Here is a 15882-nt window from a genome sequence, read left to right as displayed (position 1 = left end):
CGATATTCACAGATAAAAATAGTTTCCCATTTAGACGGTTAATCCATTCATGGTTCGACAAGCTCACCACGAACGGATTAACCTCAGATCGGCCCAGCTTCAGGGGAGCCAACAAATTAAACCCGTTTAGTTCCGTCTAATCGGTGTCATCCGTGTTCTATTTTTTAACCGGCGATTAATATAGTTCGCTGCTGCCGTCCATGTCGCCGGTCTGGCTGTACAACAATGGCCGCCCCTGATTAAGCGTTGCCGCAGCGACCACTTTGCAAACGGCGATTTTATGATCGCCGGCATCGGCATAATGGCTGACTCGACAGTCAAAATAAGCCAAACTTTCGGATAAAACCGGCGCGCCGGTTTCGGCTTGCCGCCATTGAAATCCTGCCATCTTGTCCGGTGCGGACCGGCCGAAATGCTCCGCGATTGCATACTGATCCTGCCCCAAAACATTAACCGTACAAACGCCGCTTTCCTGCATCAATTGATAAGAATAATGCTCGGGATTAATGCTGATCGCCAGCAATAACGGATCGAAAGACACCTGCATCACCCAGGCCGCAGTAAAGGCATTTTGGCGCTCGCCAACCCCGACACCGATCACATAAACGCCGTGACTGATCCGTTTGACCAATGACTCGATATTTTCAATCATCTCAATGCACCAGCTTGATGCGCATCGACAAATCGACCGCCCGGACATGCTTGGTTAAGGCGCCGATCGAAATATAATCGACGCCGGTTTCGGCAATCACCCTGATATTGTCCAGGCCGATATTGCCGGAAGCCTCAAGCTCTATGGCCCCGGCGTTTAGTTTGACCGCCGCCGCCATATCCTCAAGACTGAAGTTGTCCAGCATGATCCGGTCCGGCTTTGCCGCGACGGCTTCGATAAATTCCTGCATCGATTCAACCTCCACTTCGACAGGAGCCGAAGTCAGCTCGCGCGCGGCCCGGATCGCCAAGCCTATCGAGCCTGCCGCTATGATGTGATTTTCCTTGATCAACACCCCGTCGTATAAGCCGATCCGATGGTTATAACAACCGCCGCAGGCTACCGCATATTTTTGCGCATTTCTAAGGCCAGGAATGGTTTTTCGGGTATCCAACACTTTGCAACCCGTGCCGGAAACCGCATCGGCGTATTGCCTGGCGACCGTTGCCGTCGCCGACAAGGTTTGCAACAAATTGAGCGCGGTGCGTTCGCCGCTCAGCAAAGCTCTGGCCGGGCCGTCGAGTTTGCATAGCAGCGTGTTTTTACCGACCGCCTCGCCTTCAGCAGCCAGCCAGTTGATATTGACGTTTGCATCCAGCGATTTAAATACCGCATCGAACCACGCCTGACCGCAGAGCACCATGTCTTCGCGCGTAACGACTTCGGCTTCAGCCGTCATCGATTCAGGGATGATTGCAGCGGTTATATCGCCGGAACCGATGTCTTCTTCGAGGAAAGATTTTATTTCTATCATTTTTATGTGTTCCGTCATAAGCCCATCAATTCTGAGAGCCCTCGCTCGGTGAGCGTTTTCTCGTTAATCTTAACAATAGCGGCTTGTCCTCGCCGCAGTTCTTCCGCCAATTGGCTCGCTTGAATCTCAGTTATTTTCACGCCGTTTTTTCCTTTTTGTCGATTAGGATAATGTATCCGTACAGCAAGATCCTTAAAAAAACGCGGCTGCGCCGGTTTATCGCAGGCAATCTGTTTCAAGCCCTTTCTTAATTCTGCAATCAAGCCCGGCAAAAGTTTTAATACCTGCTTTCTTGCATTGCCGTCTGCCGGATGCATCGCGCTGACAATCAGCTCGTCCACGGCAATATATCCGGTTTCGTTTAAAAATAAATGAGTCATAGCCTAGTCCCCGAGTGGGGTTTCGGCTAATAATAGGCGCTGTTTTCTTTCCGTTTTATACTCCCTTGCTTACCCCATGAAAATAGACCGACACTGGCTAGCCGGCATTCCCCGAACCCCGTCACCCAACTTTGATGACCGACCTGATCCTGCGGATATTTCATTGCTAGTTATTCACTGCATCAGTCTTCCGCCCGGCGAGTTCGGCAACGATTATATAGACCGGCTGTTTTGCAATCAGCTTAATCCTGACGACCATCCCTATTTTAAAGAGATTTATCAGCTCGAAGTGTCCGCACATTTACTGATTAAGCGCGATGGGAGTTGTGTTCAGTATGTGCCGTTCGACAAACGCGCCTGGCATGCGGGGAAGTCCGAATATGAAGGCCGGGAACGGTGCAATGATTTTTCTATCGGTATCGAGCTGGAAGGCACCGAATTTGCCGCCTATACCGACCAGCAATATGTACAGCTCGCCAAGGTGATCCGCGCCTTGCTTGAAGCTTATCCCAAACTATCGGCACAGCGCCTTGCGGGACATAGCGACATTGCGCCCGGACGAAAAACCGATCCGGGCGCATCTTTTGACTGGCAAAGGCTTTTAGGGCTGTTGAAATAGCCTTACCCATAGACGACTTTTTATGCACCACGAACGACTGCATGGATGCAGGAGGTAGAGCAAAGCAGGAGCAATTGCCGAGACACGAAGTTTATTTTTTCATGTCTTCGTGGTGTTAATTCTTTAAGCTTATTAAACCGGTTCTTTCGAATGTCCCAAGCCGAACGACTCCGCCAGCATTAACATCACGCCCAAGGTAATGGCAGAGTCGGCGATATTGAATGCGGGCCAGTGCCAGGACTCGTAATAAACATCCAAAAAGTCGATCACATAGCCGTAAGCCAGCCGGTCGATCAAATTGCCGACAGCGCCGCCCAGAACCAGCGCCAAAGCCACCGCGAGCAAGGTCTCGTGTTTTTTCAAACGGGCCAGCCAAACCGCGATAACCGCACTGATCGCCACAGCCAATCCGGCGAAGAACCAACGCTGCCAACCGCCCGCTTCGCTGAGAAAACTGAAGGCCGCGCCGGTATTGTGCACATAGGTCAACCTAAAAAACGGCATGATCTCGATGGATTCAAAAAGCTGCATCGAACCCGCTACGGCAAGCTTGCTGGCCTGATCCAGAATAACCGCCAGCAGTGACAGCCACAGCCATTTCAACATAACCTTATCACGCATATTGCCGATGCTCGCCATCGCCCGCTACGTTTTCCACGCAACGGCCGCACAGTTCGGGGTGTTCCGCTGTTTTGCCCACATCAGGCCGTTGATGCCAGCAGCGCACGCATTTTTCATGTTCGGAAACGACGACTTTTAATTTAACGCCGTCAATTTCAGTCTGAATAGCGTCTTCAGGGGCATCCTGCTCAGCCATGACCGAGGCATTGGATGTAATGAAGATAAAACGCAGTTCGTCCGACAAGTGGCTTAAGGCATCGAAAAACTCGGCATTGCAGTACAGTTCGATTTCCGCATTCAGCGAGGAACCGATATCGCCTTTGGCCCTGCTTTTTTCCAGCTCTTTGCCGACAGCGGCCCTGACCGCCATGATTTTTTGCCAAAACTCGCGGTTCAAAACTGAATCGTCATCCAGCTTGGTCAAGCCTTGATACCAAGTTTCCAAAAACACCGACTCGCTACGCTCGCCCGGCAGGTATTGCCAGATTTCATCGGCGGTATAGCTGATGATCGGCGCCAGCCAACGCGTCAGCGCTTCAAGCACATGATACATGGCTGTTTGCGCCGAGCGCCGCGCCAAACCGTCGGCTTTTGCGGTGTATTGGCGATCCTTGATGATGTCCAGGTAAAACCCGCCGAGATCGATCACGCAAAAATGGTGGACTTTCTGATAGATATGCTGGAACTGGTAGGTTTCGTAAGCGGCTTTGACTTCCTCCTGCAAGGTGTACGCCCTGTCCACCACCCAACGATCCAACGCCAGCAGATCTTTATCCGCAACCGCATGTTGCGCCGGATCGAAATCGTTCAGGTTGGACAACAAAAAACGCGCGGTATTTCTAAGGCGTCTGTAGCCGTCCGAGGTGCGGTTAAGGATTTCATCCGACACGCTCATCTCGCCGCGATAATCGGTCGCTGCGACCCATAAACGCAACACATCCGCGCCCAGGTTCTTCATGACCGATTGCGGCGCGACCACGTTGCCCTTGGATTTGGACATTTTCTTGCCCTCGGCATCGACGGTAAACCCGTGCGTCAATACGGCTTTGTAGGGCGCAACCTCTTTCATCGCGACCGAAGCCAGCAATGACGACTGGAACCAACCGCGATGCTGATCGGAGCCTTCCAGATACAAATCGGCCGGAAAATGCAGTTGTTCTCGCTTGTCCAACACGCAGGCATGGGTCACGCCGGAGTCGAACCAGACATCCAAGGTATCGGTCATTTTTTCATAATGCTCGGCTTCATCGCCCAGCAATTCGGCCGCTCCCAGTTCGAACCAGGCTTCTATACCTTGCTGTTCGATGCGCTGCGCCACCTGCTCAACCAATTCGGCCGTGCGCGGATGCAATTCGCCGGTTTCCTTATGGACGAAAAACGCGATCGGCACGCCCCAAGTGCGCTGACGGGAAACGCACCAGTCCGGCCTGCCTTCCATCATGCTTTCAATGCGCGCCTGGCCCCATTCGGGAATCCAGGCGACGCGTTTGACTTCGCTCAGCGCCTGCTCGCGCAGCTTGTTTTTATCCATCGAGATGAACCACTGCGGCGTGGCTCTAAAAATAATCGGGGTTTTATGCCGCCAGCAATGCGGATAGCTGTGCAGTATCGCGACATGATGCAGCAGCTTGCCTTTTTGCTCCAGCACTTCCAACACATGGGCATTGGCGTTGAACACATGTTCACCGGCAAAGATTTCCGTGTTCGGCAGAAAAACGCCGTCGTTGCCGACCGGGTTATCGACCGGCAAGCCGTATTTCAAGCCGACCACATAATCGTCCTGGCCGTGCCCAGGCGCTGTATGCACCGCTCCGGTACCGGCCTCGGTGGTGACATGATCGCCCAGAATGATCGGGACTTGCCGGTCGTAAAAAGGATGTTGCAATAATTGATGCTCCAGCTCGGAGCCTTTGCAGTAAGCAATCACATGGTAATTTTCGATGTCATAACGCAGCATCGCGTCCTTTAGCAATGCTTCTGCAACGACTAGACGCTCTTTGTTGCCGTCTTTTTCGCATTGCACGACTGAATATTCCAGCTCGGGATTTAACGCAACGCCCTGGTTTGCCGGCAACGTCCACGGCGTGGTGGTCCAGATGACGACCGATAACGGCCCGGAACCGTCATGCTCAGGCGCATGATGACACCGGCTCAAAAATCCGGCTTCATCGACGACCTGGAAACGCACATCGACCGCAGGCGAATGTTTGTCTTCGTACTCGACTTCCGCTTCAGCCAGCGCCGAACCGCAATCGGTACACCAATGCACGGGCTTGGCGCCTTTTGTTATGTGGCCGTTTTGGCTGATTCTGCCCAACGAGCGCACGATGTCGGCTTCAAAGGCGAAATCCATCGTTAAGTACGGATGCTCCCAATCGCCTAAAATACCCAACCGGATAAAAGCCTCTTTTTGTATGTTGACCTGCTTGCCGGCATATTCGCGACAGGCTTTGCGGAAAACCGCAGGGGAGACTTTAACGCCGGCTTTGCCGATTTTTTTCTCTACCTGCAACTCAATCGGCAAGCCGTGACAATCCCAGCCCGGCACATAAGGCACATCGAAACCGCTTAACGATTTCGATTTAACGATGATGTCTTTCAACACCTTGTTGACCGCATGGCCGATATGAATTTCGCCATTAGCATAAGGAGGACCGTCATGCAGGATAAACTTGGGGCGTCCTGCAAATTCCTGCCTGATTTTGTTATACAGGTCGGCTTGGTTCCATTTTTTCAACTGTTCCGGCTCGCGCTGAGCCAGATTGCCTTTCATAGGGAACGCGGTGTTGGGTAAATTCAGTGTTTTTTTATAATCCATCGTCATAACAATTAATCTCAGCAAAAATCTGTATCACCAGGGATGGCGTGTATGCTGGAAGCGTGCGGGGAGCAAAGCGCAGCCTTAGCTTCAGCCGCATCTTTTACAATTTGGGCTTTAAGCTCATCCAGTGACTGAAAGCGCATTTCATCCCTAATCTTTTGCTTGAAATGCACTTCCACATAACGTCCGTAAATTTCTCTATCAAAATCGAACAAATGCGCTTCCAGTATAACCTTTGAACCACCATCAACCGTGGGCCGGGTGCCTACATTCGCAACACCGTCAAACTCGCGTCCATCAATACCGGTCATGGTCACGGCAAACACGCCGTTAACGGGGGTGTTTTTTCTAAACATTTGTATATTGGCGGTGGGATAGCCGATGGTTCGTCCGCGTTTGTCGCCATGCTCCACGCGTCCGCAAACAGAATAACAGCAACCGAGCAATTTTTCAGCCAAAGCCAAATTACCCTCGCCCAACGCGTCCCTGATCAGGGTACTGCTGACTCGAAGCCCGGTTACTTGATAAGAGCCGGTATCTTCGACATCAAAACCGGATAGCTTGCCCTTATCCTTGAGCATCGCGAAATTCCCGCGCCTGGCCTTGCCGAAGTGAAAATCATCCCCGACCACCAGATGCTTTATATTCAATCTTTTTACTAAAACATCCTCAATAAACTGCTCGGCATCGCAATCGGCAAATTGTTGATTAAATCGTAATATCAATAAATCATCAACGGGCAATTTAGAAAACCGGATCACTTTCTCCCGCAAGCGCATCAACCGTGACGGTGCGTTCTCTCCGAGAAAATACTCCAACGGCTGCGGTTCAAAGGTCATAACAACGACAGGCAAACCCAATGCCTCGCCTCGTTCGGCCAGTTTTTTTATCACGGCCCTATGCCCCAAATGCAGGCCGTCAAAATTTCCAATCGTCAGTACACAGCCGTTTTCCAACGGCGCTAAACGAGATAATCCTCTAATCAGACGCATGAATGTGATGAATTAAAAAAGGTTTTATTCTACCACGGGTAAACAGTGCTTGGACTCAATTCATCACAACTGAATCGTCCGCTCAAAAAAAAAGCCCGGTGGAATCCCACCGGGCTTTTTATTTTTCAAATCAGCGATGATTTATTTCATCATTGATTTTTTGAACATGCTGTCCAGTTTGCTGTTTGTGTCTTGAGCATACTGAGCTGCACGGTTAGCAGCAGCTTCAGCAGAAGCAGCTTGAGCAGAAGCAGAATCAGCAGCGCTTTTTGCGCTAGCTGCATCAGCAGATGCTTGTGCAACAGAAGTTTTCAATCCATCAATTTGTGATTGTAAGTTTTCAACGTCTGAAGTGCTTGCGCAACCAACAACCAAGCTAGCAACCAGAGCAACCATTGACAATTTCATTACTTTTTTCATCTTATTTTCCTTTTCTAAAGTTATTACTACAAAAAAAACCTTACCAAATTTAATTCTGCACTGTTTTTAAATTATTTTCCAGTTTTATTTTATTTTTACCAGCATTCCTTTGTCCAGCCATTGACTCAAATGATCAATCTGGCCGTTAGTCAACGCAATACAACCATGCGTCCAATTCATTGATTTATGAATTTTTTCGTCCGCTCGCCCCAAGCCGTGAATGCCGATTCGTCCACCTAAAGGCGTATTTTGCGGCGGCACTTGATGGAACCGATGAGCCGTCACAATGCTGTTATAAGCCCCCCGATTAATGACCCCCTGCTCCAAGGCCTTTTGAGCATCTTCTGCGGACGGATAAGTCAAGCCGAAAAACTTCCTGAAATTACTTTTTTCACCAACCCAGCCTATCCGGTAACTGCCGAAAGGCGTGACGTTATCGCCCTGATGACGTTTAAATCCGGCGCCTCCTCGGCCAATGGCGATACCATTTATGGTTTCAAGCGTCTGCTCACCTTTTTTTACATCGATAGTGAGGGCTTTCGTATCCACTAAAAGCCAGACATCATCGTCCGCAACCGCAGCAACAGAAAAAAATCCACAACACAGCAATAAATAAATTCGCAACATAATTGATCTACACTAGATAAGAATTTTGGTGTACTTTAGTCCACCAGGTTAATTGTCGAATTAAGGATCCAACATGCAAATAGAAACCATCACCACGCATCCATACAACGACCAAAACCCAGGGACGTCGGGGCTCAGAAAAAAAGTTAGAGTATTTCAGCAACCCGGTTACCTGGAAAATTTTGTCCAGTCAATTTTCGATTCTTTGCATGATTTTACCGGAAAGACGCTGGTATTGGGCGGAGACGGGCGGTATTTTAACAGACCGGCCATACAAATCATCATCAAGATAGCCGCAGCCAACGGTTTCGGTAAACTTATTATAGGTCAAGGCGGGCTGCTGTCTACCCCCGCGGCATCGCATATCATCAGAAAATATAACGCATTCGGCGGCCTGATTCTTTCCGCCAGCCACAATCCCGGCGGCCCTGACGAAGATTTCGGCATTAAATATAATGTCGGTAACGGCGGCCCTGCCCCGGAAAAAGACACCAACGCTTTTTATCAGCGCAGCTTAAGCTTAGACAGCTATAAAACAGCCCATATCGACGATATAGACCTGGATCGCATCGACACCTGCCAAATAGACGACCTGAGCGTCACCGTCATCGATCCGGTGGCTGATTACGCCGAACTGATGCAATCCATTTTCGACTTCAATTTGCTTAAACAAAGCATCGGCTCAGGCTATATCACGCTGCTTTTCGACGCGATGCATGCTATTACCGGCCCTTATGCAAAAAGAATACTCGTCGACATGCTCGGCGCGACGCCGGACTCAGTCATTAATGCCGAACCGCTGGAAGATTTCGGCGGCCATCATCCCGATCCCAATTTGGCGCACGCCCAGGAACTTGCCGAACGCATGTTCAGCCCGGCTGCGCCTGTTTTCGGCGCCGCATCCGACGGCGACGGCGACCGCAACATGATTACCGGCAGCAACATTTTCGTAACACCCAGCGACAGCTTGGCCATTATGGCCGCCAACGCGCATTTAATCCCGGCTTATGCCCAAGGCTTGCGCGGCGTGGCCCGCTCCATGCCCACCAGCCAGGCGGTTGACCGCGTCGCCGCCTACTACAACATCCCCTGCTACGAAACGCCGACCGGCTGGAAATTTTTCGGCAACCTGCTGGACGCCGGGAAAATCACCCTGTGCGGCGAAGAAAGTTTCGGCACCGGCTCGGATCATGTCCGCGAAAAAGACGGCTTATGGGCCGTGCTGTTCTGGCTGAACTTAATCGCCAGGAAACGCCAGTCCGTTGCCGACATCGTGCATGAGCACTGGCAAAAATTCGGCCGGGATATTTATTGCAGGCACGACTATGAAGCCGTGGACATGGATAGTGCCAATGGCATCGTCGAGCACTTGCGATCCCAGCTACCTGCATTGCCGGGGCAAACATTCGGCGAATACACGGTCAAATACGCCGACGAGTTCAGTTACGAGGACTCGGTAGACGGCAGCGTCAGCAGCAAGCAAGGCATTCGCATCGGCTTTGAAAACGGCTCCCGCATTATCTTCCGTTTATCGGGAACCGGAACCGTCGGCGCAACCTTAAGAATCTACCTGGAGCGATTTGAACCGGATGCGTCCAAACATAATCAGGATGCGCAAGTGGCCTTGGCGGAGTTGATCGGCCTTGCCGAGCAGTTTTGTGAAGTTAAAAAACGTACCGGCAGAACTGAGCCGGACGTGGTGACTTGACGGCAGTGTTTTTTAACATAACCGCAAATTGTTTGCGTACTTGTATCTAGGCAGATATGTTTAACTTATGAGACCCTCCATTGCGCTTGACTTGAAACGAAATGCAGTGCGCGAGGCGGCGAACCGCTTCCACACGGCAAACCCTCGCGTGTTCGGTTCTGTGCTGCATGGAGACGACCGGGACGGCAGCGACCTTGATTTGCTGGTGGATGCATTACCCGGCACCACCTTATTCGACCTTGGCGGCCTGCAAATTGAACTGGAAGAACTGCTTGGCGTTACGGTCGATTTGCGGACGCCCGGCGATCTGCCGCCGAAGTTCCGCGATCAGGTGCTTGCCGAAGCCCGCTTGATATGAATGAAAACCGTCTTCCCGACTATTTAGAGCATATGCTCGAAGCCGCACAGCAGGCATGCGAGTATACAGAAGGGCTGGATAAGAATGACTTCCTTGCCGATAAGCGGACTCAACAAGCGGTGATTTTAAATCTCGTCATCATTGGCGAGGCTGCCACCAAATTGCTCAAGGACTACGAGCAATTCCTCGACCTGCATCCCGACATACCTTGGCGAAGCATGAAGGGCATGCGTAACCGCATCGCGCATGGCTATTTCGAAATTAACCTTGAAGTAGTTTGGGATACGGTGCAGACGGCATTGCCGCAACTACTGGAAAGATTGCCCGATATTCTTAAAAATGCCGGTGATGAAAGAAATGATGTCCACGGCACTGATAAGTCCGAGTAATGTGGGTACGCAGCCTACAATCGGGCAACGAGAAGAAGCTGCTCGATCTACCTATCATGCAAATCCAATACCTTTTAGGTTGTTTATTTAGTGAAAAGCAAATCTATATTAGACCTGAGCGCAAAAGAAGCTAGATCATTTTTTTTGAAAAATGACAGTTATTGCAATATTGACTTGCCAAATTACATTAATTTCCAAATTTTAATTAATTCACTATCAAAAAAAATTGCGAACAAGGCATTTGATAGTATTTATCAAAGTAAGAAAAACAAGCCTTCAAATCATGAAAATATCAATCACACTTTGCTATCGAATAAAGATGGGCGCTTCTCATGGCGACCATTGAAGCTTATTCATCCAGCATTGTATGTATCGCTTGCCCATCAAACAACCAATCCTAATAACTGGACATTAATCAAAAATAGATTAAATGCTATATCTAAAAAAGTTAATAGCCGTATCGAGTGCAAAAGCTTACCAAGGGTATCTCTTTCAAGTGAGTCTGATAAAGCTACTCAGGTAAATACTTGGTGGCAGGAAATTGAGCAAGTATCATTAAAAATGTCTATAGATTTTTCCTGCATTATTCATGCCGATATTGCTGACTGTTATGGCTCAATTTATACCCATTCAATTCCATGGGCTGTACATGGCAAAAAAAGAGCAAAGAACGAGAAAGGTAATTGTCTGATTGGCAATAAAGTTGACACCATTTTGCGAGATATGTCTTTTGGACAAACGAATGGCATCCCACAAGGCAGTGTTCTAATGGATTTTTTAGCTGAAATCGTACTTAGTTATATAGATTTAAATTGTTACATTAAGCTACATAGCTTAGATTACAAAGTTATTAGATATAGAGATGATTACCGGATATTTACTCAAAACGAATCCGACAGCTTGAGAGTATTAAAAGTTCTATCAGAGGTTCTCGCTAGCTTAGGAATGAAACTTAATGCAGACAAAACTGTGATTTCCGATAATTTAATTAAAGAATCAATTAAGCCCGACAAATGGTTTATTTTAAATAATTCTATGCGACACAGAGGATTGCAAAAACAACTTATGTTTATCCATAAGCTTTCGGGGCTGCACCCTAATTCTGGTAGTGTTAAAAAAGAACTATTACTTTTTTATAAACGACTACATAAGAAAAAAAATATTAAAGAGGATATTGCCGTTTTAATATCTATCGCTTCTGACATTGCGTATAAAAATCCATCAACCTATCAAAATGTTGCTGCAATTTTAAGCAAACTAATATCACATTTGGATGAGAACAATAAAACTACTATTTTTAACAAAGTAAAAAAACGATTTGATACTATACCAAATACGGGATTAATTGATATTTGGTTACAAAGAATTTCAATAGCTAGTAATGTGTTTAACGAAACTCAGTTCAAAGAACCTTTATGTGAAATTGTTTCCCAACCTAACTCAGTTAAAAATGATATTTTATGGGAGTCGGATTGGTTAATTGAAGAGCTAAAAGGCATTGTTTGCAATACTGCAATAATCGATGCCGATAGGTTAAATAAAATTAAACCTATTATTGAAATCGATGAGATTTCTTTATTTGAAGAAAAATACCCTTAACCCAAATGCCTTATGTGTCGATGTTCTTTGGTATTATAATCAGGATGTTCTATAACGAACATAACCCTCCACATTTTCATGCTGAATATCAAGGGCAAAGAGGCTTGTTCGACTTCGACGGAAACATGCTAAAGGACAACATGAAATCGAACGCTGTAAGGTGGATTCGCCGCAGGCAATCCACCACAACTATGCAAAACTGACATTGGCATTGTGCAATGATTGGCGGTTTACTCGGCAACTGCTCCTGCGTTGCTCTACCTCCTGCATCCATGCACTCGTGCCGCGAAACAACCGCCCTACAAGCTCCATGCCTTTCGCCCTAAACTTCCATATTATGCGCAATGCCATGCAACGAACAAATCAACAACACCCCCATCGCAATCAAGGCAATCTGCTGCAACGATGTTTTCATGTCGGTCTTTTTATGCAATGACGGTATCAAATCGGCTACTGCGATATAAATAAAACTTGAGGCCGCCAGCGCCAGGAAATACGGTAGGCTGTCATGCAAATCTTCCAAGCCGAAATACGCCAACACGCCGCCCAAAACCGTGGTTAAGCTGGCGAACATATTGTAAAAAAGCGCCTTGCTTTTGGAATAGCCGCTGTGCAGCAAAATTGCAAAATCGCCCACTTCCTGCGGAATTTCATGCGCCGCAACGGCCAGACTGGTGACTATGCCTAATTGCACATCGGTCAAGAACGCTGCCGCGATTAAAACCCCATCGACAAAATTGTGGATGCTGTCGCCGAGAATAATCAATGCACCGGCCGACTTAGCCGAACTATGACTGTGGCTATGCCCGTGATCATGATCGTGTTCCTCCTCATCGCCGTGGGCCTCGCAACTGCCGGAATGGCAATGCCGCCAGATCAGCAACTTTTCCAACACAAAAAAACCGAGCACGCCTGCCAGAATTGTCCCTGACAACGATTGAAACCGCTCCGGCTTGATTTCTGAAAATGCCTCGGGAATCAGTCCCCAAAAAGCGACCGCCAGTAATGCGCCTATCGCAAAACTGATGCCGTGCGGCAACACCGCATTCCTGCGATGATCCGGTAACAACAGAAAAATTGCAGCCGCCATAACGCTTAACACGCCGCCAACCGCCGTAAAGATGATAATTAATATCAGTAAATCCACTACTTTATTCTCTCCAAATCAGCGTAGCCATACGCCCTGTTTGTTTATCCCGGCGATAGGAATAAAACCGTTCCTGTTCGGTAACGGTGCAAAAACCGCCGCCGTAAACTTTTATATTCAGCCCCATCATAGCCAGATCAATACGGGCCAGTTGGTAGATGTCAGCCAGCCACTTGCCGTTGTTTTGCGGCTTAAAAGCAGTGCTGAATGCGGCCGATTTCTGCAAAAAAGCATCCCGTACCTCGCCGCCGACTTCAAAACAGTCCGGGCCGATTGCAGGCCCCAGCCAAACCAGCAGATCGCTATTTTGCATTGCACTAACCGTATTGCCGATCACCCCGGCCAACAAGCCCCGCCACCCGGCATGAATCGCGGCCACCCAGCTGCCGTCAGCCGCGCAGACCAGCAACGGCAAACAGTCCGCGGTCAACACCGCGCAAACAACCCCGGACTCCGCAGTATAACTGGCATCGGCTTGTTGCAAAGATTCGGTTGTTACCGCAGGCACCGCCCGATTGCTGTGGATTTGCTCCAGCCAAACCGGATCGCCAGGCAAGCCCAGCCATTCTTTAATGGTCTGCCGGTTTTGCTTAACCACGCCGACGTCATCGCCCACATGCATGGCAGGATTAAGGCTGGTGTAAGCGCCGCAACTGACCCCGCCGTTACGCAATGTGGTCGCCGCATGAACATTGGCCGGTGCAGGCCAGTCCGGTGTCAGCCAGTGCTTAATCCCGTTCATTTTCCGCCAGCGCTTCCAGCAACCGGGTCATATCCTCCGGCAGCGGTTGCTCCCACTCAAGATATTCATCGGTAACCGGATGCCGCAAACCCAATTTTGCCGCATGCAGGGCCTGACGCTTGAAACTGCGTAATTCTTTTTCCAACCGTTCGCTGCAATCCGGCGGCATTTGAAAACGTCCGCCATAGACTTGATCGCCCAGCAGCGGAAAACGGATGTGCGCCATATGCACCCTGATCTGATGGGTGCGACCGGTTTCCAGCTTAACCTGAACCAGGGTATGACGGGTAAAACGCCGACCAACCCGGTAATGGGTCACCGCATGCTTGCCGTTCTCCCTGACCGCATAGCGTTTGCGGTCGGTAGGATGCCTGCCGATCGGTTCATCGACGGTGCCGCCTGCGGTCATGCGGCCTCGGGTAATCGCCAGATATTCTCGGGTAATATCCCTATCCTGTAGTTGCTCGGTCAGGCTGTTATGGGCTTGCAAGGTTTTTGCAATCATCAGCAGGCCGCTGGTTTCCTTATCGATCCTATGCACAATGCCCGCCCTGGGCAAGGTTTCCAGATTGGGATCGTGATTCAGCAGGGCGTTCAGCAGCGTACCGTTCCAGTTCCCTACCGCCGGATGCACAACCAAGCCTGCCGGTTTGTTCACAATCAAGATGCTTTCATCTTCATAAATAATATCCAACGGGATTTCTTCGGCTTCGGATGTCACTACGACTTCCGGCTCGGCATCCAGCGTTATCACTTCACCGCCGTCCAGCTTATCTTTGGGTTTGAGCGCCAAGCCGTTGACCTGCACCCTGCCGGCTTTAACCCAAGTCTGCAATTTGCTGCGTGAATAATCCGTAAACAGTTCCGCCAGCACCTGATCTAATCGCATGCCGGCCATTTCAAATGGCACTTCCGCCGTTAATCTTGTCATAACAAGTTCTTCTGATTAACCCATTGTTAAGTTATACTCGCGGGATTCTCAAGCCATCTCAAGTATCGCAGTTAAATCCAGCGAGAAAAACCCCTTATATTACAGCGTGTCGTTAGCACTATGCGATTAATTTTAATTAAATTTTTATTTATCTGTTGTTTAGGCCTGTCTCTTCAAGGCTGTGAGACGCTTAAGAGCCTCGGCTCCAGCGAATCGGACACCGAAGACGAGTATGCCGACTGGAATGCGGAAAAGTTTCGCAGCCAGGCTAAAACGGCGCTGGATAGCGGCAATTACGAAAAAGCCATCAAGATCTACGAAGCGCTTGAATCCCGCTACCCTTTCGGCGAAGAATCCGCCCAGGCCCAGCTCGATGTTGCTTATGCCTATTATAAAAACAGCGATCCTGAAGCCGCAATCGCCGCCGCAGACCGTTTTATCAAAGTCAACCCGCGCAGCTCCAGCGTCGATTATGCTTATTATTTAAAAGGCTTGGTCAATTACAATCGCGGCATAGGCTTTATCGATCGCTTCCTGCCCACCGATACGTCGCAGCGCGATCCCGGCACCGCACGCGATGCCTATGACAATTTTTCCGAACTTCTGCGTCGATTCCCAAACAGCAAATATGTCGCCGACGCCCAGCAACGCATGATTGCGCTTAAAAACAATCTGGCGATGTATGAAGTCCACGTCGCCCGTTTTTACATGAAACGCAAGGCTTATGTTGCGGCCATCAACAGGGCGTCTACCGTCGTTGACAAGTACCAGCGCACGCCTGCGGTTCCCTATGCGTTGCAAATCATGCAGGAAGCCTACAACAAGCTTGAACTGCCGGATCTTGCCAAAGATACCGCCCGGGTCTACGAGCTAAACTACCCAAACGGCCCGCCGGTTCCCGAACATAAAGATTCAACCTTTTCGCATCAGGTTTGGGATTTTATCGGCTTGGAAAAATAGGACGGGCTAAAGGCTAAAGGCTAAAGGCTAAAGGCTAAAGGCTAAAGGCTAAAGGCTAAAGGCTAAAGGCTAAAGGCTAAAGGCTAAAGGCTAAAGGCTAAA

Annotated in this window: 18 protein-coding genes; 7 read left to right on the top strand and 11 right to left on the bottom strand. The window is 49.2% G+C overall.

The window, feature by feature from the left end:
• Positions 1-175: 175 nt before the first annotated feature.
• The 3 genes from B0F88_RS05940 to B0F88_RS05930 are packed head-to-tail and all read right to left on the bottom strand — an operon-like array spanning position 176 to position 1846.
• On the bottom strand, positions 176-652 hold the full coding sequence (locus B0F88_RS05940) for a flavin reductase family protein (protein WP_104423031.1): 477 nt from the start codon (positions 650-652) through the stop codon (positions 176-178).
• A 1-nt stretch (position 653) separates the two neighbouring features.
• Positions 654-1466, bottom strand: coding sequence for a carboxylating nicotinate-nucleotide diphosphorylase (nadC, locus tag B0F88_RS05935; protein WP_374953573.1), 813 nt, complete (start codon positions 1464-1466; stop codon positions 654-656).
• Between the two features lie 14 nt (positions 1467-1480).
• A complete protein-coding gene (locus tag B0F88_RS05930) occupies positions 1481-1846 on the bottom strand; it encodes a DUF1631 family protein (RefSeq protein WP_104423029.1) in 366 nt (121 codons plus the stop codon).
• A gap of 76 nt (positions 1847-1922) precedes the next feature.
• On the opposite strand from B0F88_RS05930, the gene ampD reads away from it, so the two are divergent.
• Positions 1923-2465 carry a 1,6-anhydro-N-acetylmuramyl-L-alanine amidase AmpD gene (gene ampD / locus B0F88_RS05925; protein WP_104423028.1) on the top strand — a complete coding sequence of 181 codons (543 nt, stop codon included), beginning with the start codon at positions 1923-1925 and terminating at the stop codon, positions 2463-2465.
• Between the two features lie 132 nt (positions 2466-2597).
• On the opposite strand, the gene lspA is transcribed toward ampD, so the two are convergent.
• The 5 genes from lspA to B0F88_RS05900 form a co-directional block, all read right to left on the bottom strand.
• Positions 2598-3071, bottom strand: coding sequence for a signal peptidase II (gene lspA / locus B0F88_RS05920; RefSeq protein WP_181049852.1), 474 nt, complete (start codon positions 3069-3071; stop codon positions 2598-2600).
• Positions 3072-3078: 7 nt separating this feature from the next.
• A complete protein-coding gene (gene ileS, locus B0F88_RS05915; protein ID WP_104423027.1) occupies positions 3079-5910 on the bottom strand; it encodes an isoleucine--tRNA ligase in 2832 nt (943 codons plus the stop codon).
• An 11-nt stretch (positions 5911-5921) separates the two neighbouring features.
• Positions 5922-6899, bottom strand: a complete 978-nt coding sequence (gene ribF, locus B0F88_RS05910; protein ID WP_104423026.1) for a bifunctional riboflavin kinase/FAD synthetase — start codon at positions 6897-6899, stop codon at positions 5922-5924.
• 141 nt (positions 6900-7040) lie between these two features.
• Entirely contained in the window at positions 7041-7319 is a 279-nt protein-coding gene (locus B0F88_RS05905; protein ID WP_104423025.1) for an Lpp/OprI family alanine-zipper lipoprotein, read from the bottom strand.
• Between the two features lie 84 nt (positions 7320-7403).
• Positions 7404-7946, bottom strand: a complete 543-nt coding sequence (locus B0F88_RS05900) for a L,D-transpeptidase family protein (RefSeq protein WP_104423024.1) — start codon at positions 7944-7946, stop codon at positions 7404-7406.
• A 73-nt stretch (positions 7947-8019) separates the two neighbouring features.
• On the opposite strand from B0F88_RS05900, the gene B0F88_RS05895 reads away from it, so the two are divergent.
• The 5 genes from B0F88_RS05895 (at position 8020) to B0F88_RS05875 (ending at position 12203) form a co-directional block, all read left to right on the top strand.
• The gene (locus B0F88_RS05895; RefSeq protein ID WP_104423023.1) at positions 8020-9654 is read left to right on the top strand and encodes an alpha-D-glucose phosphate-specific phosphoglucomutase; all 1635 of its coding nucleotides are present in this window, start codon (positions 8020-8022) and stop codon (positions 9652-9654) included.
• 91 nt (positions 9655-9745) lie between these two features.
• Positions 9746-10012, top strand: coding sequence for a nucleotidyltransferase family protein (locus B0F88_RS05890; RefSeq protein ID WP_445641278.1), 267 nt, complete (start codon positions 9746-9748; stop codon positions 10010-10012).
• On the top strand, positions 10009-10401 hold the full coding sequence (locus B0F88_RS05885) for a HepT-like ribonuclease domain-containing protein (RefSeq protein WP_104423021.1): 393 nt from the start codon (positions 10009-10011) through the stop codon (positions 10399-10401). Before B0F88_RS05890 ends, B0F88_RS05885 begins: the two co-directional genes overlap by 4 nt.
• 90 nt (positions 10402-10491) lie before the next feature.
• The gene (locus B0F88_RS05880) at positions 10492-12000 is read left to right on the top strand and encodes an RNA-directed DNA polymerase (RefSeq protein ID WP_104423020.1); all 1509 of its coding nucleotides are present in this window, start codon (positions 10492-10494) and stop codon (positions 11998-12000) included.
• 5 nt (positions 12001-12005) lie between these two features.
• Positions 12006-12203: a DUF4160 domain-containing protein gene (locus tag B0F88_RS05875; RefSeq protein WP_104423019.1), complete on the top strand. Its 198-nt coding sequence runs from the start codon at positions 12006-12008 to the stop codon at positions 12201-12203.
• Between the two features lie 119 nt (positions 12204-12322).
• On the opposite strand, the gene B0F88_RS05870 is transcribed toward B0F88_RS05875, so the two are convergent.
• The 3 genes from B0F88_RS05870 to rluD are packed head-to-tail and all read right to left on the bottom strand — an operon-like array spanning position 12323 to position 14820.
• Positions 12323-13147 carry a ZIP family metal transporter gene (locus B0F88_RS05870; protein ID WP_104423018.1) on the bottom strand — a complete coding sequence of 275 codons (825 nt, stop codon included), beginning with the start codon at positions 13145-13147 and terminating at the stop codon, positions 12323-12325.
• 4 nt (positions 13148-13151) lie between these two features.
• Entirely contained in the window at positions 13152-13889 is a 738-nt protein-coding gene (gene pgeF / locus B0F88_RS05865) for a peptidoglycan editing factor PgeF (protein ID WP_104423017.1), read from the bottom strand.
• The gene (rluD, locus tag B0F88_RS05860; protein ID WP_104423016.1) at positions 13876-14820 is read right to left on the bottom strand and encodes a 23S rRNA pseudouridine(1911/1915/1917) synthase RluD; all 945 of its coding nucleotides are present in this window, start codon (positions 14818-14820) and stop codon (positions 13876-13878) included. Before rluD ends, pgeF begins: the two co-directional genes overlap by 14 nt.
• Positions 14821-14940: 120 nt before the next feature.
• On the opposite strand from rluD, the gene B0F88_RS05855 reads away from it, so the two are divergent.
• Positions 14941-15780, top strand: coding sequence for an outer membrane protein assembly factor BamD (locus B0F88_RS05855; protein ID WP_104423015.1), 840 nt, complete (start codon positions 14941-14943; stop codon positions 15778-15780).
• Positions 15781-15882: the final 102 nt, after the last annotated feature.

This window comes from Methylobacter tundripaludum, from assembly GCF_002934365.1.
GTDB classification, from domain to species: Bacteria; Pseudomonadota; Gammaproteobacteria; order Methylococcales; family Methylomonadaceae; genus Methylobacter_A; species Methylobacter_A tundripaludum_A.
The sequence above is the reverse complement of the archived record's forward strand: the minus strand, read 5'-3'. Positions and strand labels throughout refer to the sequence as shown.